This is a genomic window from Kocuria sp. KSNUG, assembly GCF_049532735.1.
In the GTDB taxonomy this organism is placed as follows: Bacteria; Actinomycetota; Actinomycetes; order Actinomycetales; family Micrococcaceae; genus Kocuria; species Kocuria rhizophila.
Window position 1 is genome coordinate 2,112,925 of the sequence record NZ_CP150981.1, and the last position, 22,622, is coordinate 2,135,546.

General features: G+C 68.4%; 23 protein-coding genes. 17 read left to right on the plus strand and 6 right to left on the minus strand.

The window, feature by feature from the left end:
• Nucleotides 1-259: 259 nt before the first annotated feature.
• The gene (locus AABM36_RS09205) at nucleotides 260-1,768 is read right to left on the minus strand and encodes a multicopper oxidase family protein (RefSeq protein ID WP_030014536.1); all 1,509 of its coding nucleotides are present in this window, start codon (nucleotides 1,766-1,768) and stop codon (nucleotides 260-262) included.
• 206 nt (nucleotides 1,769-1,974) lie between these two features.
• Nucleotides 1,975-2,412: a DUF6153 family protein gene (locus AABM36_RS09210; RefSeq protein WP_030014537.1), complete on the minus strand. Its 438-nt coding sequence runs from the start codon at nucleotides 2,410-2,412 to the stop codon at nucleotides 1,975-1,977.
• A gap of 151 nt (nucleotides 2,413-2,563) precedes the next feature.
• Here AABM36_RS09210 and AABM36_RS09215 point away from each other — a divergent pair, with 151 nt between their 5' ends.
• The 8 genes from AABM36_RS09215 to AABM36_RS09250 all read left to right on the plus strand — a co-directional run bounded on the left by AABM36_RS09215 (nucleotide 2,564) and on the right by AABM36_RS09250 (nucleotide 10,541).
• The gene (locus AABM36_RS09215; RefSeq protein ID WP_030014538.1) at nucleotides 2,564-2,773 is read left to right on the plus strand and encodes a heavy-metal-associated domain-containing protein; all 210 of its coding nucleotides are present in this window, start codon (nucleotides 2,564-2,566) and stop codon (nucleotides 2,771-2,773) included.
• A 41-nt stretch (nucleotides 2,774-2,814) separates the two neighbouring features.
• Nucleotides 2,815-3,720 (plus strand): hypothetical protein, encoded by a 906-nt coding sequence (locus AABM36_RS09220; RefSeq protein ID WP_259897471.1) that lies wholly within the window; start codon nucleotides 2,815-2,817, stop codon nucleotides 3,718-3,720.
• Nucleotides 3,721-3,770: 50 nt separating this feature from the next.
• Entirely contained in the window at nucleotides 3,771-6,059 is a 2,289-nt protein-coding gene (locus AABM36_RS09225; RefSeq protein WP_030014541.1) for a heavy metal translocating P-type ATPase, read from the plus strand.
• Nucleotides 6,060-6,108: 49 nt separating this feature from the next.
• Nucleotides 6,109-6,450 carry a hypothetical protein gene (locus tag AABM36_RS09230; protein ID WP_030014542.1) on the plus strand — a complete coding sequence of 114 codons (342 nt, stop codon included), beginning with the start codon at nucleotides 6,109-6,111 and terminating at the stop codon, nucleotides 6,448-6,450.
• A 151-nt stretch (nucleotides 6,451-6,601) separates the two neighbouring features.
• Nucleotides 6,602-7,198, plus strand: a complete 597-nt coding sequence (locus AABM36_RS09235; RefSeq protein WP_030014544.1) for a YdhK family protein — start codon at nucleotides 6,602-6,604, stop codon at nucleotides 7,196-7,198.
• A gap of 89 nt (nucleotides 7,199-7,287) precedes the next feature.
• A complete protein-coding gene (locus AABM36_RS09240) occupies nucleotides 7,288-9,438 on the plus strand; it encodes a heavy metal translocating P-type ATPase (RefSeq protein ID WP_030014545.1) in 2,151 nt (716 codons plus the stop codon).
• Between the two features lie 11 nt (nucleotides 9,439-9,449).
• The gene (locus tag AABM36_RS09245) at nucleotides 9,450-9,791 is read left to right on the plus strand and encodes a metal-sensitive transcriptional regulator (protein WP_202410719.1); all 342 of its coding nucleotides are present in this window, start codon (nucleotides 9,450-9,452) and stop codon (nucleotides 9,789-9,791) included.
• A 93-nt stretch (nucleotides 9,792-9,884) separates the two neighbouring features.
• Entirely contained in the window at nucleotides 9,885-10,541 is a 657-nt protein-coding gene (locus tag AABM36_RS09250; RefSeq protein ID WP_223246099.1) for a CueP family metal-binding protein, read from the plus strand.
• Nucleotides 10,542-10,807: 266 nt separating this feature from the next.
• Here the strand turns inward: AABM36_RS09250 and AABM36_RS09255 are convergent, their stop codons facing one another.
• Nucleotides 10,808-11,665 carry an arsenic resistance protein gene (locus tag AABM36_RS09255; protein ID WP_375543060.1) on the minus strand — a complete coding sequence of 286 codons (858 nt, stop codon included), beginning with the start codon at nucleotides 11,663-11,665 and terminating at the stop codon, nucleotides 10,808-10,810.
• Nucleotides 11,666-11,896: 231 nt separating this feature from the next.
• On the opposite strand from AABM36_RS09255, the gene AABM36_RS09260 reads away from it, so the two are divergent.
• The 4 genes from AABM36_RS09260 (at nucleotide 11,897) to AABM36_RS09275 (ending at nucleotide 15,551) form a co-directional block, all read left to right on the plus strand.
• Complete coding sequence (locus AABM36_RS09260; protein ID WP_030014548.1) at nucleotides 11,897-12,319, plus strand: MerR family transcriptional regulator; 423 nt, start codon at nucleotides 11,897-11,899, stop codon at nucleotides 12,317-12,319.
• Between the two features lie 46 nt (nucleotides 12,320-12,365).
• On the plus strand, nucleotides 12,366-12,728 hold the full coding sequence (cmtR, locus tag AABM36_RS09265) for a Cd(II)/Pb(II)-sensing metalloregulatory transcriptional regulator CmtR (RefSeq protein ID WP_030014549.1): 363 nt from the start codon (nucleotides 12,366-12,368) through the stop codon (nucleotides 12,726-12,728).
• Nucleotides 12,725-14,845: a heavy metal translocating P-type ATPase gene (locus AABM36_RS09270; protein ID WP_082142010.1), complete on the plus strand. Its 2,121-nt coding sequence runs from the start codon at nucleotides 12,725-12,727 to the stop codon at nucleotides 14,843-14,845. Before cmtR ends, AABM36_RS09270 begins: the two co-directional genes overlap by 4 nt.
• 82 nt (nucleotides 14,846-14,927) lie before the next feature.
• Nucleotides 14,928-15,551 carry a hypothetical protein gene (locus AABM36_RS09275; protein ID WP_223841873.1) on the plus strand — a complete coding sequence of 208 codons (624 nt, stop codon included), beginning with the start codon at nucleotides 14,928-14,930 and terminating at the stop codon, nucleotides 15,549-15,551.
• 46 nt (nucleotides 15,552-15,597) lie between these two features.
• Here AABM36_RS09275 and AABM36_RS09280 read toward each other — a convergent pair whose 3' ends face one another.
• The 3 genes from AABM36_RS09280 to AABM36_RS09290 are packed head-to-tail and all read right to left on the minus strand — an operon-like array spanning nucleotide 15,598 to nucleotide 17,723.
• Nucleotides 15,598-16,890, minus strand: a complete 1,293-nt coding sequence (locus AABM36_RS09280; protein ID WP_047978443.1) for an APC family permease — start codon at nucleotides 16,888-16,890, stop codon at nucleotides 15,598-15,600.
• Complete coding sequence (locus AABM36_RS09285) at nucleotides 16,883-17,218, minus strand: PadR family transcriptional regulator (protein ID WP_030014553.1); 336 nt, start codon at nucleotides 17,216-17,218, stop codon at nucleotides 16,883-16,885. Before AABM36_RS09285 ends, AABM36_RS09280 begins: the two co-directional genes overlap by 8 nt.
• Nucleotides 17,211-17,723: an iron transporter gene (locus AABM36_RS09290; protein ID WP_158596684.1), complete on the minus strand. Its 513-nt coding sequence runs from the start codon at nucleotides 17,721-17,723 to the stop codon at nucleotides 17,211-17,213. Before AABM36_RS09290 ends, AABM36_RS09285 begins: the two co-directional genes overlap by 8 nt.
• 67 nt (nucleotides 17,724-17,790) lie before the next feature.
• Between AABM36_RS09290 and AABM36_RS09295 the strand changes: the two genes are divergently transcribed.
• From AABM36_RS09295 to AABM36_RS09315, 5 genes are all read left to right on the plus strand, one after another.
• Nucleotides 17,791-18,012 (plus strand): hypothetical protein, encoded by a 222-nt coding sequence (locus AABM36_RS09295; RefSeq protein WP_030014555.1) that lies wholly within the window; start codon nucleotides 17,791-17,793, stop codon nucleotides 18,010-18,012.
• A 150-nt stretch (nucleotides 18,013-18,162) separates the two neighbouring features.
• The gene (gene arsB / locus AABM36_RS09300; protein WP_030014556.1) at nucleotides 18,163-19,260 is read left to right on the plus strand and encodes an ACR3 family arsenite efflux transporter; all 1,098 of its coding nucleotides are present in this window, start codon (nucleotides 18,163-18,165) and stop codon (nucleotides 19,258-19,260) included.
• Nucleotides 19,257-20,273 (plus strand): metalloregulator ArsR/SmtB family transcription factor, encoded by a 1,017-nt coding sequence (locus AABM36_RS09305; protein ID WP_102613466.1) that lies wholly within the window; start codon nucleotides 19,257-19,259, stop codon nucleotides 20,271-20,273. Before arsB ends, AABM36_RS09305 begins: the two co-directional genes overlap by 4 nt.
• Nucleotides 20,274-20,290: 17 nt before the next feature.
• Nucleotides 20,291-20,713, plus strand: a complete 423-nt coding sequence (locus AABM36_RS09310; RefSeq protein ID WP_030014560.1) for an arsenate reductase ArsC — start codon at nucleotides 20,291-20,293, stop codon at nucleotides 20,711-20,713.
• On the plus strand, nucleotides 20,710-21,759 hold the full coding sequence (locus AABM36_RS09315) for an ArsO family NAD(P)H-dependent flavin-containing monooxygenase (RefSeq protein WP_102613465.1): 1,050 nt from the start codon (nucleotides 20,710-20,712) through the stop codon (nucleotides 21,757-21,759). The genes AABM36_RS09310 and AABM36_RS09315 overlap by 4 nt, the downstream gene beginning before the upstream one ends.
• Nucleotides 21,760-22,622 lie beyond the last annotated feature (863 nt).

A 22,622-nucleotide genomic window follows, 5' to 3' on the forward strand; every position in this document is an offset into this window, starting at 1 on the left:
GCCGCAGGTACACCGAGACGGCGGCTGACCCGTCCCGCGACGAGGCCGCCGAAACACGCCGAAGGAGTCCCGATGACCACGCTCAGAACCACCATCGACACTGTCCGACACTCACCGACGTTGCGGCGTGTGCTGCACTGTCTGTTCCGATGCGCCGCGTCGGGGGCATCGGACCGTCTCCCCCGGGTCACGAAGACGCCATGTCCGCGCAATTGAGGCGCAGGGCCGCGCACCCGGTAAGGTGCGCGGCCCTGATGCGTCAGTTCTCCTGGTAGGCGATCGTCGTCATCATCCCGGCTTCCCCGTGGTAGACGTTGTGGCAGTGGGTGAGCCACCGCCCGGGGTTGTCGGCGTCGAACTCGACGCGCAGCGTCGTGCCGGGCAGGACGATCGAGGTGTCCTTGCGCGGCCCGCCGCCGGGAAGCTGGTAGGTGTGCCCGTGCAGGTGCATCGGGTGCCACATCGTCGTCGAGTTCTTGAACTCGAGGGCGACCCGCTCCCCGTCGGCGATGCCGAGGGCGTCGCGCATCGGTTGGTCCATGTTCATGCGCTTGCCGTTGATCGCCCAGTCGTACTTTTCCATGCTTCCGGTCAGCTCGAGGGTGAGCGTGCGGTCGACGCCGCGCTTGGGAAGTGCGACCTCGCCGGCTGCCCTGAGGTCGGCCGCTGTGGCGGGATTTTTCGTCTGCGGCAGCGTCGTGTCCTTCGCGGGTGCGCTGCCCGATGCGGTGCGCAGGACGGCGAGGGCCTGGTCCTGCTTCCCCAGGGCCTCGGCGACGACCGCGAACGCGCCGTCGCCGGCGGTGATGATCGCGTCGTAGCGCTCCCCCATGCCGAGCACGACGCTCTCGGCCTCGAAGGCCTCGACGGGGAATCCGTCGGTGTGGGTGATCGTCAGCGGGTGCTCGCCGACCCCGAAGCGGAAGGCGGTGTCGCCGCCGGCGTTGATGATCCTCAGCCTGATCCGCTCCCCGGGCTTGGCGGTGAAGGTCTGGGGGTCGTTCGCAGGCGTGCCGTTGATCAGGTAGAGGGGGTAGTAGACGTCGCCGGCGTCGCCGCCGAGTAGCGGCGAGGTCGCGCCCATCAGGGTGTTGCCCATCCGCATCGGCCCCATGTCCATGCCGCCGTGGTCCATCATCCCCTTCTCGAGCTCGGCGAGGACCTCGTCGGGCGTCGCGGTGACGCCGTCCAGCCAGTCATCAAGAACGATCACCCATTCCTGGTCGTAGTCGCCCTTCTCGTGCGGATCGTCGATGATCAGCGGCGCATACAGGCCGCGGTCGAGCTGCACGCCGACATGCGGGTGGAACCAGAACGTGCCCGGCTCGGGCAGCGTGAACTCGTAGTCGAACGACCCACCGGGCTCGATGGGCTCCTGGGTGAGGCTCGGCACTCCGTCCATGTCGTTGCGCAGCGCCAGCCCGTGCCAGTGGACGCTGGTCGGATCGGGCAGGTCGTTGGTGAAGTCGACCTTCAGGGAGTCACCGACGTTGCCGCGCAGCGGCTTGGTCGCCGACGCTCCCCGATAGGCCCAGGTCTTGGCGGTCTTCCCTCCGAGGTCCAGGGTGACCGGCTCGGCGGTCAGCGCACGCCGCACGATCGTTCCGGTGCGGCGGCGCTTCGCCTCGGCGGAAGTGACTGCGGTGCTGCTGGACCCAATGAACGAGGTTGTCTTAGTGGCAGTGGTGCTGCATCCGGCGAAGCCGGCGGCAGTCAGCGTCAATGCGCCGACAGACAGGAACTGTCGACGATTCAGGGTGGAATGCATGGGTGATGTCCTTCTGTGTCGATGGTGAACGGGACCACGACATCGCGCCCGCGCGCTCGACGAACACGGGTGATCGGAGGCACAGAGCCGCCTGGGCCCGGAAGATGGGCCAGCGTTTTGGGACACGGTGTCGTGGCAGGCACGGCAGGGTCGTGGACCCGCCGAGGTGGCTGACTGAGGAGCGCCGCATCGGCGCTCCTCAGTGCTCACGTTCGGTAGATCGACAGCTCCAGATGCGTCAGCGCGAACCGGCGGGGCGTCTCGGACGGCGACGACGGCATGGGCGCAGAGACGAGTGTGGGCACAGCTGCGACGGACGGAACGGGGAGGGCCGGAATGCTCTGGGTCGTAGGCGCGGAGACACAGGTGGAGTCGCCGCTGTTCATGGCGTCTGCGCAGCCTCCGGAGCCGTGCACCGGACCCTGTGCTCCGGTCGCGCTCGACATGGAGGCGATAGACGTCATGCCCGTCATGCCGGGCGACTGGGAGGACGCGTGAGCCGGCGACGCCATGGGGGTCGTCGCCGCTGCCGGTCCGCCGACCAGCGCGTGCATGCCGAGGAGACCCGTGATCAGCAGCGCCGTAAGAATGATCAGCTGCAGCCAGTGCCGGCTACGGCAGGGTTCATCGGTCGCGGTCTCCACAGCCCCAGCATACCCCGGTGGTGTATCCCCTCGACACGTGGGGATCATTCAGCGGCGAGTCCGCATCCCCTTGCGGGAATACCCGTCAGGGGTATACGGTTGCACTCACACAGGTACCCACCGGGGGTACCCAAATTGAGGAGGTTATGCGATGACTGCGAACGAGTACCAGGTGACGGGCATGACCTGCGGGCACTGCGAGATGTCGGTCCGCGAGGAGGTCAGCGAGATCTCTGGCGTCACCGATATCCAGGTCAGCGCGCAGACCGGCAAGCTCGTCGTCTCCGCCTCCGGCGAGGTCGACGACGCGAAGGTCCTGGCCGCGGTCGAGGAAGCCGGCTATACGGCGGTTCGCGTCTGATAAAGGCACCGGTCAGGCTCGCGGCCTACGGCGCTGGGCTGGTGGTGGCGTTCGGCGCGGCCTTCGGGCTCGCCGGCGTCGTCGTCCCCGACAGCGTCTTGGCCGCCTGGGCCAAGAGCAGCGACACGGGCTCGCACGGCGAGGGTCACGGGGACACGGAGGAGCAGAACATGGAGCACGCGATGAACGGCGTCTCGGCCAGCGCTGCCGGCTACGTCCTCTCTCCCGTCACGGCCCCATCAGGCACCAATGATGCCGGCAAACTGAGCTTCCGGATCCTCGATGAGGACGGGAAGCCGGTGACGGAGTACACGAGGACTCATGAGAAGGATCTTCACCTGATCGTGGTGCGCACCGACGGGACGCAGTTCCGCCACGTGCACCCGGACTTGGACGAGGCCACCGGCACCTGGTCGGTGCCGTCGTGGAACTGGGACGAGGCAGGAACCTACCGCGTCTACGCCGACTTCACCCCCGCCGGGAAGGACGCCGAGGGCGTCACGCTCACCCGTGCCGTCGAGGTCGCCGGCGACTACGCCCCGGTCGAGGCGACGGTCTCGCGCACCGACGAGGTCGACGGGTACACCGTCACCCTGGACGGAGAATTAAACGCCGGGAGCACGAGCGACCTGACGGCCACCGTCGAGCGCAACGGCAAGCCGGTCACCGCGCTCGAGCCGTACCTCGGCGCATTTGGCCACCTGGTCGCGTTGCGCGAGGGTGACCTGGCCTACCTGCACGTGCACCCCGCCGGCGACGAACCCCAAGCGGGGTCGACCGGAGGACCAGACGTCAGCTTCGCCGCCGAGGTCCCCACCGCCGGCCGATACCTGCTGTACCTGGACTTCCAGATCGACGGCAAGGTCCGCACCGCACAGTTCGTGGTCGACGCCGGGCACGGCGACGGCACCCAGGCAGACGACGAATCACACTCGGGCGGCCACTGATCCCCAAAGGGCCAGTCCGTCGACGAAGAAGCAACAGGAAAGGACACGCGGTGAGCACCCAAGCTGCAGCGAACACCCAAGCGCCGCTAGTCGCGGACGCCGGCATCGAGCTCGAGATTGGCGGGATGACCTGCGCCTCCTGCGCGAACCGGATCGAGCGTAAGCTCAATAAGCTCGACGGTGTCTCCGCCACGGTCAACTACGCCACCGAGAAGGCCAAGGTCACCGTGCCCGACGGGTACGACCCCGCCCTGCTGGTCGCCGAGGTCGAGAAGACCGGCTACACCGCTGCCATGCCCAAGCCCAAGGACGCGACGCCGTCGGGCCCGACCACGGACGATGGTGAGGCTCCCGACTCCGAGCTGACATCGCTCAAGCACCGCCTCATCGGCGCAATCGTGCTCACCGTCCCGGTGATCGCCATGGCCATGGTTCCTGCGCTCCAGTTCACCTACTGGCAGTGGGCCTCCCTGGCCCTGGCCGCACCGGTGATCGTCTGGGCGGCCTGGCCGTTCCACAAGGCAGCGTGGACCAACCTGCGCCACGGCACCGCGACCATGGACACCCTCATCTCCATGGGCACGACCGCGGCGTTCCTGTGGTCGCTCTACGCCCTGTTCCTCGGCACCGCCGGGACGCCAGGCATGACGCATCCCTTCGAGTTCACCATCGCTCCCTCCGACGGCGCGGGCAACATCTACCTCGAAGCCGCGGCCGGGGTGACGATGTTCATCCTCGCCGGCCGCTACTTCGAGAAGCGCTCCAAGCGCCAGGCCGGTGCCGCGCTGCGCGCCCTGCTCGAGCTCGGCGCGAAGGAAGTCTCGGTTCTGCGCAATGGGGCCGAGGTCAAGATCCCGACCTCCGATCTGGCCGTCGGCGACGAGTTCGTCGTCCGCCCAGGTGAGAAGATCGCCACCGACGGCACCGTCGCCTCCGGAACGTCGGCCGTGGACGCGTCCATGCTCACCGGAGAGTCCGTGCCAGTCGAGGTCGTCGCCGGCGACCCGGTCACGGGCGCGACCGTCAACGCCGGCGGCCGCCTGGTCATCCGCGCGACCCGCGTCGGGTCGGACACCCAACTGGCACAGATGGCCAAGCTCGTCGAGGACGCCCAGACTGGCAAGGCCGCGGTCCAGCGCCTGGCCGACCGGATCTCTGGCGTGTTCGTTCCGATCGTCATCGCCATCTCGGTCATCGCCCTCGGCGCGTGGCTCGGTGCCGGGTTCCCCGTCTCCGCCGCCTTCACCGCAGCGGTCGCGGTCCTCGTCATCGCCTGCCCCTGCGCCCTCGGCCTGGCCACTCCCACCGCCCTGCTGGTCGGCACCGGTCGCGGCGCGCAGATGGGCGTGCTGATCAAGGGTCCCGAGGTTCTCGAATCCACCCGCAAGGTCGACACTATCGTCCTCGACAAGACCGGCACCGTCACCACCGGCAAGATGACCCTGGTCGAGGCGATCACCGAGCCCGGCGTCGACCGCGCCGAGCTGCTCCGCCTGGCAGGCGCTCTGGAGGACGCCTCCGAGCACCCCATCGCCCAGGCCATCGCCAAGGGCGCGGTCCAGGAGATCGGGCAGCTGCCCACTCCCGAGGACTTCGCGAACATCGAGGGCAAGGGCGTCCAGGGAGTCGTCGACGGCCGCGGCGTGCTCGTCGGCCGGGAGTCCCTGCTGGCCGACTGGTCGCAGCACCTCTCCTCCGACGTCGCCGCCGCCAAGGCCGCAGCCGAGGACGAGGGCAAGACCGTCGTCGCCGTCGGCTGGGACGGACAGGCCCGCGGAATCCTCGTCGTCGCCGACGCCGTCAAGCCCACCAGCGCCGAGGCGATCCAGGGCCTGAAAGACCTGGGCCTCACCCCGGTCCTGCTCACCGGCGACAACGAGGCCGTGGCCAAGCGGATCGCCGCCGAGGTCGGCATCGAAAAGGTCATCGCCGAGGTCCTGCCCAAGGACAAGGTGGATGTCGTTACCCGCCTCCAGGACGCGGGCAAGGTCATCGCGATGGTCGGCGACGGCGTCAACGACGCCCCCGCCCTCGCCCAGGCCGACCTTGGCCTGGCGATGGGCACCGGCACCGACGTCGCCATCGAGGCCTCGGACATCACCCTCGTGCGGGGCGACTTGCGGGCCGCGGTCGACGCGATCCGGCTCTCCCGCAGGACCCTGGGCACGATCAAGTCGAACCTGTTCTGGGCCTTCGCCTACAACGTCGCGGCCATTCCGGTCGCGGCGCTGGGCATGCTCAACCCCATGCTCGCAGGCGCGGCGATGGCGTTCTCCAGCGTCTTCGTCGTCGGCAACAGCCTCCGCCTGCGCGGGTTCCGCAGCGTCGCCAAGCAGTGACGCCGCAGAACCAACCATCATCCGAACACACGAAAGGCATCCACCGAGAATGAGAATCGAAGACCAGGCACCCACCAGCTGCTGCAGCACCTCCCCCGCAACCGAGACATCCGCAGCCGAGGCACCGGTCAGCGCAGGATCCGGCTGCTGCGGCACGACCGGCGCAGAGAACCACGCCGCGAATTCCGGCCATCGCGAAAACCTTCTCGTCGAAGGAAGCGACGACATGACCACCTGCCCCGTCATGGTCGGCAATCCGGTCAACAAACAGGACGCCGAAGAAAAGGGCCTCTTCCGTGACTACGACGGGCAGCGCTACTGGCTCTGCTGCCCAGGCTGCGGACCGACCTTCGACTCCGATCCAGCCAAGTACGCCGCCAACATGGCCTGATCCTTCGATGCCCCGGGGCTGCAGTATTACTACTGCTGCCCGGGGCGACTGGATCGAAGCTGAGCGATTCCACGCCCACCGATCGATATTTGACCTATACCCCATAGGGGTATAATGTTGATCGGACTACAATGAATGGATAGGAGACTTTATGCGCAAGCGCCTCATGACCACCGTCGCCGCAGGAGTGCTCGGCGGAGCACTCGTGCTCTCCGGCTGCAGCACCGGAGGAGACCAGGACCAAGCGACCCCCTCGTCGACCAGCCAGCACGAGGGCCACGGAAGCAGTGGCAGCAGTTCTGACAGCGGCGGGATGGAGCATCCGATGGACGGCGGCCCCGCCCCCGAGGGCATCGAGAAGGCCGCGTCGCCGAAGTATCCGGTCGGCACCGAGGTCAAGCTCACCGCCGATCACATGGAGGGCATGGACGGCGCACCGGCCACGATCGCCGGGGCCTACGACACCTATACCTACGCGGTGAACTTCACGCCCACCACCGGCGGGGATCCGGTCAAGGATCACAAGTGGGTCGTGCAGGAGGAGATCAAGGATGCCGGAGACCAGCGAGTGGCCGACGGCACCGAGGTCACGCTGGAAGCGGAGCACATGGAGGGCATGAAGGGCGCGAAGGCGACCATCGCCTCCTCCACCGACGAGACCGTCTACATGGTCGACTATGAGTCCGACGGCATGAAGATGACCAACCACAAGTGGGTCGTCGAGAGCGAGATCAAGCCGGCCTCCTGAGCCGGCCGCCGCGGGCCCTGAAGGGTCCGCGGCGAGACACGACCCGATCGAAGGGAAGACCGGGGAAGAACGAGGGGAAGCGAAGAGCAATGACGGACCCGACCACGCATCACCATCACCACGGCGACGTCGCCGACGAGACCACCGAGTCCGGCCACGTTGACGACTCGCATGCCGAGCACGAAGGCCACACCATGGAACACGGCGACCATGCCGGGCACGGCGATCACGGCAGTGGCCATGGTGGTCATGCGGGCCACGGCGACCACGTCGGCCAGTTCCGTCGACTGTTCTGGATCAACCTCGTCATCGCCATCCCGGTGGTCGCGTTCTCTCCCATGTTCGCCATGCTGCTGGGCTACTCGGTGCCCGGCTGGGCGGGCTGGGTCGCCGCAGTGCTCGGCACCGTCATGTACGCCTGGGGCGGCACCCCGTTCCTCACCGGTGCCGTCAGCGAGCTGAAGAGCCGCCAGCCCGGGATGATGCTGCTGATCGCGCTCGGGATCACCGTCGCGTTCCTCGCCTCCTGGGCCGCCACTCTCGGGCTCGTCCATCACGAGCTCGAGTTCTGGTGGGAGCTGGCGTTGCTGATCGTCATCATGTTGCTGGGCCACTGGATCGAGATGCGCTCCCTGGCCCAGACCACTTCGGCGCTGGACTCCCTGGCCGCGCTGCTGCCCGATGAGGCCGAGCGGATCGAGGGCGACGACGTCGTCAAGGTCGACCCGGCCGAGCTGCGCGTCGGCGATGTCGTGATCGTCCGCCCCGGTGGCAGCGTCCCCGCCGACGGCATCGTCGTCGACGGCCGCGCCGACATGGACGAGTCCATGATCACCGGCGAGTCACGCCCCGTCGCCCGCGGCGAGGGCGAGAACGTCACCGCCGGCACCGTCGCCACCGACTCCGGCCTGCGGGTGGAGATCACCGCCACGGGCGACGACACGGCGCTGGCGGGCATCAACCGGCTCGTCGCTGAGGCGCAGGGCTCTTCCTCCCGTGCACAGCGCATCGCCGACCGCGCCGCTGCCCTGCTGTTCTGGTTCGCCCTCGTAGCCGCCCTGATCACCGCAACAGTCTGGACCCTCTTCGGACTGCCCGACGACGCGGTCATCCGCACCATCACCGTCCTCGTCATCGCCTGCCCCCACGCTCTGGGCCTGGCGATCCCACTGGTCGTCTCCATCGCCACCGAGCGCGCCGCCCGCGGCGGCGTCCTGGTCAAGGACCGCCTCGCCCTGGAGTCCATGCGCCAAGTCGACGCGGTCCTCTTCGACAAGACCGGCACCCTGACCAAGGGCGAGCCCACCGTCACCGGCGTCGAACCGACCGCAGGCATGGATGCCGACCAGGTGCTCGCCCTGGCCGCATCCGCCGAGGCCGACAGCGAGCACCCCCTCGCCCAGGCCATCGTTACCGCCGCCAAGGAGAAGAGCCTCACCCTCGAGCCGTCCAGCGGATTCACCTCTTCCCCCGCGGTCGGCGTCACTGCGACGGTGGCCGACCAGGAGATCCGCGTCGGCGGACCCCGGCTGCTCGAAGAGACCGGGCAGGACGAGGTCGACACGGCAGACGCGTGGCGGGCAGAGGGCGCGATCATCCTGCACGTCCTCCGTGATGGCAAGGTGATCGGTGGCCTCAAGCTCGCCGACGAGGTTCGCCCAGAGTCCCGCGATGCCGTCGACGCCCTCCATGAGCTCGGCGTCGAGGTCGTCATGATCACCGGTGACGCCGAAGCGGTGGCGAACGAGGTCGGCCAGGAACTCGGCATCGACCGCGTCTTCGCCGGCGTTCGTCCCGAGGACAAGTCCGCGAAAGTCGCCGCGCTCCAGCACGAGGGCAAGAAGGTCGCCATGGTCGGCGACGGCGTCAACGACGCCCCCGCGCTGGCCCAGGCCGATGTCGGCATCGCCATCGGAGCCGGCACCGACGTCGCCATCGCCTCGGCCGGGGTCATTCTCGCCAGCTCCGACCCGCGCAGCGTCTTGTCGGTGATCCAGCTGTCGAGGGCCGCCTACCGGAAGATGAAGCAGAACCTGTGGTGGGCCGCCGGCTACAACCTCATCTCCGTCCCGCTCGCGGCCGGCGTCCTCGCACCCGTCGGGTTCGTCCTGCCGATGTCGGTCGGCGCGATCCTGATGTCGATCTCCACCGTCGTTGTCGCCCTCAACGCCCAGCTGCTGCGGCGCATCGACCTCACCCCCGAAGCCAGCACCCGCTCCGTCCTGGAGCGCCAGAAGTGAAGGACACAACCATGGCCAACGACACTGCCACCGACAGCACCGAGATCAGGACCGACACCGGGACCCACCAGCACGGCTACATCAGCGACAAGGACCGCTACCGCAACCGCATGAAGCGCATCGAAGGCCAGGCCCGGGGGATTACGAAGATGATCGACGACGAGAAGTACTGCATCGATATCCTCACCCAGGTCTCCGCCCTCACCCGGGCCCTGCAGGGTGTGGCGACCGGCCTGCTCGATGACCACCTCAAGCACTGCGTCCTCGACGCCGCCAAGCAAGGCGATGAGGACGCGGCTATCGCCAAGATCCAGGAAGCCAGCGACGCCATCAACCGCCTCGTCCGCTCCTAACACCTTGGGATTTCGCTCCGCGCAGGCGTGAGCTGAGCATCGTCCCGCCTTCGGTCCCGGGGCGGGACGGAGGCGGAGATCGGGCCTGACGACATGACCAACATCTACCCGAGAGAAGAGCTCGATATGACCCCTACCCTTGCCGCACCAATCCGACCCTCCAGAAGCCGGCAGGGACTCGGCGCGACCATAACCGCGCTGGCAGCCAGCGCCGTCCTCCTGCTCAGCGGCTGCGCCGGTGCTGACCCATCCCCTTCCGCAGGATCCGATCAGTCTCTGGTAGCCCACCACGGCCTCGATGGCCTGGACGCCCGGGAAATCATCAAGCGTCTTGACACGATGCCGGTCATAGACCGCTCAACCGAACTCATGGCTTCGATCGAGCCCGACCAACTCGTCCTCACCGACGATCAGAACAACCAAACCACTCTGCCGATGCCAGAGGACGACTTCTACGTCTCTATCGCCCCGTATCTCGAGCAGACCCACGAGTGCTACTTCCACAGCCTCACTACCTGTCTCGGCGAGCTCGCCAACACTGACGTCGATGTCACAGTGGTCAACACGACGTCGGGCGAGACCATCCTCGAAGATTCGCTCACGACTTACGACAACGGATTCATCGGACTCTGGCTGCCCCGCGGTATTGATGCGACGCTCACGGTCAGCACCGAAGACCGCACCGCGAAACAGGACATCTCGACCCGCCTCGACGACCCCACCTGCTTAACCACTCTCCAACTGACGTGACGCCCGGATGCTGAAGACGCCGAGGAAGTGCGGATCACCGACGATCAGAGAGCCCCGCCTTCACGAACACCATCCGGTCGACGTGTAGCCGGCATCGACATCCTTCAAAAATGGATGCATGTCTAATCAAGCAGTGCCTAGTACCGGCCGACCATCGACATCCTCGCCGCCGCCAAGGCGCTCATTGCTTGACCGTCGGAGTGCGGCAGCCCTCCGAGGACTCCTGCCGACCCGTTGAGGCGCGAGGGCAGCTTCGACTACGAAACCTACGCGGACGCGTCGGCAGCCGGCACGAGTTCCGGCACCAGCAGCGGCACGAACCGGACGAACACGACCATGGCGACGAGCTCGACGAGCGTCTGGGTGACCACGACCAGCGGTGCCAGGTCAAACGCCGCGGGCAACGCGAGCACCAGCGGGAGCACGACGAGCGAGTTCCGAGTCGCGCCGCTGAACACGACGGCGCGCCTGCCGGGCACGTCGAGGCCCGCCGCGCGGCTGACCAGCATCCCCACCGGCACCATGACGGCCGCGAAGAGGACGAAGACCGGCACCGCCAGGAGCAGGGAGCCGGACCGGGCGCTCACCCCGGCGACCTGCGAGGCGACCACGACCGCCAGGGTGGCGACCATCAGCGGCACCATCGCGCCCATGACGACCTCTTCGACCCTGCGCCCGATGCGCCATCGGGCGGCGGCGAGCTGCGTGAGCGCGGCGGCGACCAGCGGCAGGGCGATGATCAGGACGAAGGCCTCGACGAAGGGACCGAACTCGACGGAGCCGACGAACTCCGCGTCGATGAAGATCCACAGGTACAGCGGCAGCAGGAGCATCTGGGCGATCATCAGCAGCGGGGCCGCCGCCAGGAGGCGCTCCTCGTCGCCGCCCGCGAGGCCGGAAAAGACGATGACGTAGTCGATACACGGGGTCAGCAGCACGAACAGCACCCCGACGAACAGCGCCTGGTCGCCGGCGACGATCCGCGACAGCGGCCAGACGACCAGCGGCACCAGGACGAAGTTGACGACGAGGACCGTCGTGAGGAAGCGCCAGTCCTTGAATGCCCGGCCGAGCCTGCCGAACGGGATGCTGAGGAACGTGGCGTAGAGCAGAAGCGCCAGCACCGGGTGAATCGCGTGCTCTGCCGGGTGGGCGATCGTGGGCCGGGACAGTCGACGACGGCCCCGAGGGCCAGTCCCGCGACGTAGAGCGCGACCTGGTGCCTAACCATCCATTCCATACTCGCGCGCATGGGTCTCCTTCTCTGTCGGGCTGGGCGCATGCACTGCGCCATTTTAAACGCTAGACCTTGAACCCGGGTTGAAGGTCAAGCCGGAGCGCCCTATGGTCGGAACATGAAGATCTCCGAGGTCTCCGAGCGCACCGGGGTGCCTGCGAGCACGCTGCGTTACTACGAGCGCCTCGGCATTCTCGCAGCGGACCGGAGCCCGAACGGGTACCGGGACTTCGACGAGGGCCACCTCGAGCGGCTGGACTTCATCACCGCGGCGAAGCGGCTCGGCCTCGAGCTGCCCGAGATTCGCCGGCTCATCGAGCTCGTCGACGACGGGACCTGCACGGGGGTAAAGGCAACGCTGCAGCCGCTGCTGGCCGAGCAGATCGCTGCCGTTGAGCAACAGCTTCGGTCACTGACACGGCTGCAGGACCAGCTGCGGCAGGCGCGGGACCACGTCGACGGCTGCCCCGACAGTGACGAGCCCTGCCGGTCGGAGTGCGCATTCAGGGCCTTCGCCGGAACGGCTGCCCAGCAGGGCTGATCGCACGGGCTGGCCAATCGGTCAGCAAACACTGTATGGTCAGTACATGCTGACCATTGCTTCACGCGTCGACGTCATGAACCGCCTCGGCCGCGCCATGTCCGACCCGACACGCTCACGGATCTTGCTGTCCCTCCTCGATGAGCCTGGGTACCCGGCAAGACTCGCCCGGGAGCTCGAGCTAACGCGCACGAATGTGTCGAACCATCTGTCCTGCCTGCGGGGCTGCGGGATCGTCGTCGCCGAGCCCGAGGGCCGGCAGACCCGCTACGAGATCGCCGACCCGCACATCGCCGCAGCCCTGACCGCGCTCGTGGACGTGACGCTGGCGGTGGACGAGAGCGCACCGTGCTTGGACCCGGAGTGCTCGGTGCCCGGCTGCTGCGACGCCGACGGGGCTGTGCGATGAACGATGAGTGCTGCGGCGTCGACGAGCCGCGCCATCCGAGGGCGGAAAACCGCCGCTCGTCCCTGCAGCCGATCGGCACGGACGCACCCAGGGCATCGGGCGATGCCTGCTGCGGGCCAGAGACCGTCCCGGCTGCGGTACACGACGACGGCGACGCCTGCTGCGGGCCAGACCCGGCGCGGAGCCCATCGGAACCTGGCGCGGAACCGGAGTCCCGCCCGCCGTGGTGGAGGGACCTCGCCCTGCTCCCCTCAGCGGTCGCCGGCCTGTTCCTCGTCGCCGGGTACGCGCTGGACTGGTCCGACCTGGACGTCGCCGCGCTGGTGACCCAGTGGATCGCGCTGCTGGCCGGCGCGTGGACGTTCGTGCCCGGCGCGGTGCGCCGCCTGATCCGTGGACGGCTCGGCGTCGGCCTGCTGATGACGATCGCCGCGGTCGGCGCGGTGCTGCTCGGCCACGTCGCCGAAGCCGCCGCCCTGGCTTTCCTGTTCTCCCTGGCCGAGACCCTGGAGGATCGGGCGATGGACCGCGCCAAGGAGGGACTGCGCGCGCTGCTCTCGCTGGTCCCGCAGACCGCCCGCGTCTCCCGCATGGGCGGAGTCGCGACCGTGCCGGTGGCCGACCTCCGCGAACTCGACCTGCTCGTGATCGGAGCCGGTGAGCATGTCCCGACCGATGGCGTGGTCGCCGAGGGCCGCTCGAGCGTCGACGCCTCCGCCGTGACCGGGGAGTCGATCCCCGTGGAGGTAGGACCGGGCGACCCCGTGCCAGCAGGCGCGGTGAACGGGTCCGGGTCCCTGCTGGTCGAGGCGACCGCAGACGGACGGGACAACTCGCTGACACAGATCGTCGCCCTGGTCGAGCAGGCCCACGCCCGCAAGGGAGAGCGCGCCCGGCTGGCCGACCGGATCGCCCGTCCCCTCGTCCCTGCCGTCCTCGTCGCCGCGGCCCTGGTCGCGCTGCTCGGGCTCGTCGTCGGCGACCCGTGGACCTGGGTCGAACGGGCCCTCGTCGTCCTCGTCGCGGCGTCGCCGTGCGCGATGGCGATCGCCGTGCCGGTCACCGTCATCAGCGCGATCGGGTCCGCCTCAAGGTTCGGCGTCGTCATCAAGTCCGGGGCCGCCTTCGAGCAGTTCGGCACCATCCGCACGGTCGCCTTCGACAAGACCGGCACCCTCACCCAGGGCCAGCCGCAGGTGACCGAGACCCGCACCGCGCCGGGCGGCAGCCAACAGGACGTCCTCGCGTGGGCGGCGGCCCTCGAGGCGACCAGCACCCATCCCCTGGCGGCGGCGATCACAGCGGCCGCGCCGGACTCCCCGGCGGCGAGCGAGGTGGCCGAGGACGCCGGGCACGGCATCGCCGGCCGGGTCACCGGCCGTTTCGTCAGGGTCGGCAGTCCACGCTGGATCGCCCCGGCCGGCCTGCGGACCGACGCCGACGAGCTGGCCGAAATGGGCATGACGGTCGTCGTGGTGGAAGCCGACGGTGAGGTCGCCGGCCTGATCGGCGTGCGCGACGAACTCCGCCCCGAGGCCACCGAGACCGTGCGCATGCTCCACGACCAGGGAATCGGCACGGTCATGCTCACCGGCGACGACGCCCGCACCGCCCGCGCCCTGGCCGCCCAGGCCTGCATCGACGACGTCCGCGCCGAACTGCTGCCAGCCGACAAGGCGGAGGCGATCACAGGTCTGGCCGCAGCGCGGCCGACGGCGATGGTCGGCGACGGCATCAACGACTCCCCCGCGCTGGCCACCGCGACCGTGGGCATCGCGATGGGAGCCACCGGTTCCGCGGCCGCGGTGGAATCCGCCGACATCGCCTTCACCGGCCACGATCTGCGCCTGATCCCCGCCGCGTTCGCGCATGCTCGCAGAGGCCGGCGCATCATGACGGCCAACATCGTCCTCGCGCTGGCGATCATCGTCGTCCTGTTCCCGCTCGCCCTCTTCGGGGTGCTCGGCCTGGCCGGAGTCGTCCTCGTCCACGAGGTTGCCGAGGTCGTCGTCATCCTCAATGGCGTACGCGCCGCGCGCAGGCCCATCGCGGCGAGCCGAGGGCTGCCTGCAGCCTCGGACCTCCAGCCGGCGCACGGGACGAAGGCGAACCGATGACCATCGAGGCCCAGCGCTTCGGGAGACGCCCGAACCGGGAGCCGCTCGAGGAGACCCGACGCCGACGGAAAGGACCACGACCATGAAGATCACGCTCCAGTACTTCGACGGCTGCCCGAACTGGGAGATCCTCGACTCCAAGATTGCCGAAGCCCTCGACGGGCGATCTGGCGCGGAGGTCGTCCACCAACGGGTCGAGACACCCGAGGACGCCTCGCGCCTCGGCTTCCACGGCTCCCCGACCGTACTGATCGACGGCGTCGACCCGTTCGCCGAAGACAGTGCGCCGGTCGGCCTCGCGTGCCGCATGTATCGGACTCCCGACGGGCGGGCCGGGTCGCCGACCGTCGCGCAGTTGCGCACGGCCATCCGTGGGGCCTCGCGGGACGTCCGCGAGAGCGCCCTGCAGGGTCTGCCGAACGCGGTGCTCATCGCCTGCACGCTCACGCCGGACGCCGGCAAGGAGCAGGTCGAGAAATGGCGGGCCTTCGACGACGGATATCTCCTCGACGTCGAACGCGGCGACGCCCGGATCATCGTCCACTACGCGAAAGCCGACGACTCCGTCCAGCGTCTTCACGACCTCGTGGCGGTCAAGAGCGCCTGCTGTTCGTTCGTCGACTGGTCGATCGACGAGAGCCACGCCGACCTGCGCCTCGTCGTCACCGGCAGCGCGGAGCAGCTCGCGGCCCTCGACGTCGGGTAAGCGTGCACTTCCGCCCAGTCGCCTCACTCCCCCGGGGCGCGGCAGGTCAGTCCGACTCTGCCCCTGGGCCGGGCTTTTCACGTCGATGCAGGACGATCCAGCGGCCGAGCAGGCCGACGGCGAACATGGCCAGTCCAGCGATGATCGACTGCCAGGGCAGGGTCGCGATCAGGACCAGGCAGCCGAGGACGCCGAGGACGTTGAGCCAGCGTGGCCAGCGGCGGTCGGACGGCGGCTGGGTGAATGCGGCGGTGTTGGCGATGCCGTAGTAGATGAGCACGCCGAAGGAGGAGAATCCGATCACGCCGCGCAGGTCGGTGGTCAGCACCAGGACGGACACGACGACGGCGAGGGCGATCTCGGCGTGGTGGGGCACCTTGTGACGGGGGTGGACCGCCGACAGCCAGAACGGCAGATCGCGATGCCGGGCCATGGCCAGGCTGGTGCGGCCGATGCCGGCGATCAGCGCCAGCAGCGCCCCGAGGCTGGCGACCGCGCCGCCGATCCGGACCACCGGGCCCAGCCCGCCGACCCCGGCTGCTTGCACGGCTGTGGTCAGGGGTGCTGTCGCGGCGGCGATCTTGTCCGGCCCGGCGGCGAGCAGGACGCTCACGCCGACGACCAGGTAGATGATCACCACGATGATCAGGGCGATGGGGATGGCGCGCGGGATGGTGCGCTGCGGGTCGCGGACCTCCTCGCCCATGGTCGCGATCCGGGCGTAGCCGGCGAAGGCGAAGAACAACAGCCCGGCCGACTGTAGGATCCCGTACGGCCCGCCGACGGTCAACGCCGGCCAGCCGCCCAGGTTCGTCGGCGAGGGTTGGCCGACGGCGAAGATGCCGACCACCAGCACCGCCAGCGCGACCAGGGTGATGGCGACCAGGATCCGGGTCAGGCCGGCGGTCTTGCTCACCCCGCGGTAGTTCAACGCGGCCAGTCCGACGATGCCGGCCACCGCCACCAACCGCTGGGCCCACCAGGGGCCGGGCACGGCGTAGGTGGCAAAGGTCAGCGCCATCGCCGCGCAGGAGGCGGTCTTGCCGACCACGAAGCCCCAGCCAGCGGTGAACCCGAACCAGTGACCGATGCGCTCTCGGCCATAGATGTAGGTGCCTCCCAAGGTCGGGTAGACCGCGGCGAGCTGGGCCGAGGCGGTGGCGTTGCAGTAGGCGATCACCGCCGCGATTCCCAAGCCGATCAGCAGGCCGGTGCCGGCCGCCTGGGCCGCCGGCCCGAAGGCGGCGAAGATGCCGGCACCGATCATCGACCCGAGCCCGATGATCACCGCGTCGCCGGTGCCCAGGCGTCGATCCAACTGCGGAGTCGGTTCACTCATCAGGTGTCATCCCATCGGGAGCGTCGGGGGTTTCGGTGTGGAGGATTTCGCGCGCGAGTTCGGTCAGGGCCTGGCGTTCGTCGGCCAATACGGCCCGGCCGGCGTCGGTGATCTGGTACAGCCGCCGGTTGCGCCCCTCCACCGTGGTCTGCCGCGAGGTCAGCAGCCCCTGGTCTTCCAAGCGATGCAGGGTCGGGTACAGGGTGCCGGGGCTGATCTGATATCCGTGATGGCCGAGCTCCTCGGCCATCCATGCGCCGTGGATCTCGCCCTCGGCGGCGTGATGCAGGATGTGCATCCGCACCGCGCCCCGGATGAACTCACTCATCGGCGGCACCGAGATCGAGGGTGAAGTCCAGGCTCGAGGGCTCGTCGGTGCCGGTCAGCGCCGACGCGCCGATGTGGACCCACACTCGATAGCTGCCTTCGGGGTCGAGGGCGACGTTGTTGCCGTAGTGCAGACCGGCCGTGCCCTTGCGGGGCCGGGCCACCGGCACCAGCCCCAGCCCCGTGAACTCCGGTCTATCGTCATCGTCGCCGTCGAGGCGGATGACGTCGACGGCGACGTCGAGGTACGGCACCGGATGCCCGGTGTCAACGTCGTAGATGTGTGCGTCGAGGTTGAACAGATCCGCCGGTGGATCTGCCGGGCCGGGCTCGGCCGCGCTGTTCTCCACCACTTCGTCCGCCCGGCCGGCGAACACGGCACCGCCGCCCGCATTGGCCGGCTGCTGCCAGTCCTCGGCGTCGAACATCCGGGCGATCGGCCCGACGGCCACATCCACCCGCAACCGGCCGAAGGTTCGCGTCTCCGGCGATCCCCATACATGCATCGCAGTCCCCTTCCCTGATCTATCGGATGCCGATATTGAAGGCCCAGTCAACGAGAGGAAGCCAGTCATGTCTGATCCGACACAGTTGGCCGAGCACGACCCCCGCCGCCACACCAGCCAGGTCCGCGAGCGGCTGTCAGAGGTGACCGCACACCTGTGTCAGAACGTCACCAAGATCGACGACTCTTGGGCCCAGGCGCTGTTCGAGACCACCGCCGAAGCCCTGGCCGGCCTGGAGAAGGCATATATCGACTTCGAATTCCGCGACGAACCCGCCTGGCGATCCTGATTCCTGAATCGGCCGGGACCGGCGCTTCCCTAGGCCGACGCCGCCCGGCAGGGAACTCGATCCAGCGGCGATGTCCTGCGGTGGCAGGTAGCTGCTCACCTCTGGAGGTCCGAAGTTGCCCACTGCATCGAAGCCTGTCAACATAGAAGCATGTCGAATCAAGCGGCGTTCGCCGCACCTCCCGTGACCCGACGGCTCTCAACCCTCGACAGGTGGCTGCCGGCCTGGATCGGACTCGCCATGGTCGCAGGCCTCCTGCTCGGCCGCCTGGTGCCCGGCGTCTCCGACGTGCTCGCCCGGCTCGAGATCGCCGGCATCTCAGTGCCGATCGCACTCGGCCTGCTGGTGATGATGTACCCGGTCCTGGCCAAGGTCCGCTACGACAAGGTCGCCGCGGTCACCGGCGACAAGAAGCTCCTCATCTCCTCTCTAGTGCTCAATTGGCTCGCCGGGCCGGCGATCATGTTCGCCCTGGCCTGGCTGCTCCTGCCCGACCTTCCCGAATACCGCACCGGGCTCATCATCGTCGGTCTGGCCCGGTGCATCGCCATGGTCGTGATCTGGAACGACCTGGCCTGCGGCGACCGCGAGGCGACCGCGGTGCTGGTGGCGATCAACTCGGTCTTCCAAGTCGTCATGTTCTCCGTCCTCGGCTGGTTCTACCTCAGCGTCCTGCCGAGCTGGCTCGGCCTGGACACACAAGGGCTCGAGGTGTCGATGGGCCAGATCGCCCTCAACGTCCTCGTCTTCCTCGGATTACCCCTGATCGCGGGATTCGCCTCGCGCTGGATCGGCGAGAAGCGCAAGGGCCGGGACTGGTACGAGGAGAAGTTCGTCCCGAAGATCGGGCCGTGGGCGCTCTACGGGCTGCTGTTCACCATCGTGCTGCTGTTCGCCCTCCAGGGTGAGCAGATCACGAGCCGGCCGCTGGACGTCGTCCGGATCGCCCTGCCGCTGTTGGTGTACTTCGCCGTCATGTGGTTCGCGGGTCTGCTGTTGGGCAAGGGCATCGGCCTCGGCTATGCACGGTCGACCACACTTGCATTTACCGCGGCGGGCAACAACTTCGAGCTCGCCATCGCCGTCGCGATCGGCACCTTCGGTGCGGCCTCTGGCCAGGCTCTGGCCGGCGTCGTCGGACCGCTCATCGAGGTGCCCGTCCTCGTCGGCCTCGTCTACGTCTCCCTCTGGGCCGCCAAGGCGTGGTTCCGCACCGATCCCTATAACCAGGAGGTACGAACGTCATGACCGACATCGCGCTGACGCCAGCCGCCCCCGATGAAGACTGCCCACCCCAGGTGCCGCCGATATCAACAGCCCTCGGCCAGGAGGTTGCCGCGACTCTCGCGGGCACACTCAAGGCCCTCGCCGACCCATTGCGTCTGCGGATGCTCTCGGCAATCGCTGCCGATCCTCGCGGAGAGTCGTGCGTGTGCGATCTCGCCGACCTCGCCGAGGTCTCACAGCCGACCGTCTCCCACCACCTCAAGGTCCTCCGGACAGTGGGGCTGCTCAATTCCGAGCGCCGTGGGACTTGGGTCTGGTACAGCATCGCGCCAGGGAAGAGTGCCGCCGTCGCCGCCTTGCTCGAGGGGTTCGCGCCCGCGGCCGTTGCCCCCAGCGTGGAACCGGAGACGACGGCCGACGCGGAGCTGGAGAGCATGGACGAGCACATCAGGCGTCTGGCCGCCGACCTCGCGGACGCGACGTCACAGCTGCCGCGGGAGACCGTCACCAGCATCGTCCGGGAATCGTACACGGCGCTGGCCCGGTCGGCGAAGATCACACGCTACCTGGTGCCCCTGACCGAGCGCTTCGCCCGGCAGCGACTGGCCGACCTCACCCGCAACCGAGCAACCGCACCGCCTCAGGTGCTGTTTGTCTGCGTCGCCAACGCAGGTCGTTCCCAGCTGGCCGCGGCGCTGACCCGCAGCCTGTCCGAGGGCAGGGTCATCGCCCGGTCCGCCGGCTCGACCCCGGCGACGGGCATCCACCCGCACGTGCGCGACCTCGTCGCCGACATCGACCGCGAGGCCGCCGACGAGGCGTTCCCCAAGCCGCTCACCGACGACGCCATTCGCGCTGCCGATGTCGTGGTGACCATGGGCTGCGGCGACGCCTGCCCCATCGTCCCCGGAGTCCGGTACGAAGACTGGGCTGTCGGCGACCCGGCACTGGCATCGCCGGAGGGACTCGCCGCTATACGCGACGACATCGCTGCACGCGTCAGCCGGCTCCTCGCCACCTTCACCACCGAATGAACGAGAGAAGCACAGACATGAGCGATCAAACACCCTCCGTCCTGTTCGTCTGCGTCCACAACGCCGGCCGCTCCCAGATGGCCGCCGGTTGGCTGCGCCACCTCGCCGCGGACCGCATCGAGGTCCGCTCGGCAGGGTCAATGCCCGCCGAGCAGATCAACCCGGTCGCTGTAGAGGCCATGGCTGAAGAGGGGATCGATATCATCGCCGAGGAGCCCAAGGTCCTCACCACCGAGGCCGTGCAGGACTCCGACGTCGTCATCACGATGGGCTGCGGTGACGCCTGCCCGTTCTTCCCCGGCAAGCGCTACGAGGATTGGAAGCTCGACGATCCCGCTGGCCAGGGCATCGAGGCGGTGCGCCCGATCCGCGACGAAATCAGGTCCCGGATCGAGACGCTCACTTCAGAGCTGCTCGGCCAGGACCCGGCGCTGGCGTGAGTGACGTCGTCGTCATCGGAGGAGGCCAGGCCGGACTCGCCGCCGGATACTTCCTCCGCCGCGCAGGCCTGGACTTCGTCATCCTCGACGAACAGGAACGACCGGGTGGGGCCTGGCAGCACGGCTGGCAATCGCTCAGGATGTTCTCCCCAGCCCAGTACAGTCCTCTGCCCGGATGGCCGATGCCCGCCCAGACCGGCGAGACGTTCCCCACCGCAGGCCACGTCGTGGACTACCTCGAACGATACGAGGAGCGCTACGAGTTGCCTGTGCGCCGGTCGGTCGGCGTCACCAGCGTCCGCCGGGAGCACGAGCGTTGGATCGTGGAGACGGACGCAGGCTCTCTGAAGGCCGCTGCGGTGATCAGTGCCACCGGCACGTGGCAGAGCCCCTACCTGCCGTACGTCCCCGGTCAGGACACGTTCTCCGGCAGGCAGCTGCACACCGTCGGCTACGACTCGCCCGACATGTTCGCCGGCCAACGGGTCGTGGTCGTCGGAGGAGGGAACTCCGCCGCGCAGATCCTCGCCGAGGTCTCCACGGTCGCCGAAACGCTGTGGGTCAGCCGGCGCCCACCGCGATTCATGCCAGACGATGTCGACGGCAGAGCGCTCTTCGACGTCGCTACCGCCCGCGAGGCAGCCCGTCGCTCTGGCCGGGACCACGACGGTGTGGCCGGACTTGGAGACATCGTCATGGTGCCTCCCGTGCAGGCCGCGCGCGATCGCGGCGTCCTGGACCGTTCGCCCATGTTCGACCGCCTCAGCCCGACGGGAATCTCCTGGAACGACGGCCGAGAGCACGAGTGCGATGCGATCATCTGGTGCACCGGCTTCCGCCCACACCTCGACCACCTGAGCGGGCTCGGACTGACGCGCGAGCACGGCCATCCCGCCACCGACGGAACTCGAAGCATCGACCACCGCGGGCTGCACTTGCTCGGCTACGGCGACTGGACCGGATTCGCTTCCGCCACCATCATCGGCGCGGCCCGCACCGCCAAGCCCGCCGTCGCCGAGATCGGCGCTCGGATGGCTAGGGCTTAAGGCTGCTGTCGGATGTATCGATGGCGCAGATGATATTGACGTCTATCGATGCGTCGCGTAGATTCTATATAGATCATCATCGAATCAAGGATTGGCAGATGGACTGCTGGGAACACGAGACGGCCGGGCAGGGTCCTGTCCCCGCCGTCGCATTCTGCCGGCACTGCGGCGCGGCGCTGTGCCGGGAGCATGCGACAGTCTGTACGGGCGAACGCGTGCGCCAGAACGGCATGGGCTCCCCCACGTGCCTGCTGCCCGATGGCCGGAATATCTGCTGCTCGACCTGCCGCGAAGCTTTCGTCGAGTCCACCCCCGTGCACCGAGCGGAGCAACGCCTGCGCGATCTGGCAACCACCGGGCCAGAGTCCGCAACCGCATCGTGCTGACCCGGCTGGCGCGCCCCTGTTGATGAGTGGTGGACATGAACGACGCCCTATGGAACCTAAACGATGACGAGCCGCCGGCAGGGACTGATGCGCGATCAGGTGTCAGCTGGGGTTAGGCCGACGGTGTGACCGCAGGCCCTACCCAGCCTGTCTGATTCCGGGCACGCCACGCTCCCACCCTAACGACCGCCTCTCGGCGCTGCACCTCATTTGCGCTAGGCACGACATGGACACCATGCGTCCTGCTTCGCGGTAGTTACAGCTTCGGTCCTCCGGGCTGCTCCTTGGCTCGCCGCTCACTCGCTTCGCGCCGCTCCAGATGGTCGATGAACACCCTTGCGATGGCGATCTTCTACTCCCTTGTGAACGGTCGTGCCGTCACTCGAATCCTCCGCACGTGTTCGACGCCCGCAGTCTCACCGAACCACTCGTCAAGACTGTCGACCTGGACGAAGGTCCAGATGGGCCATATCCCTT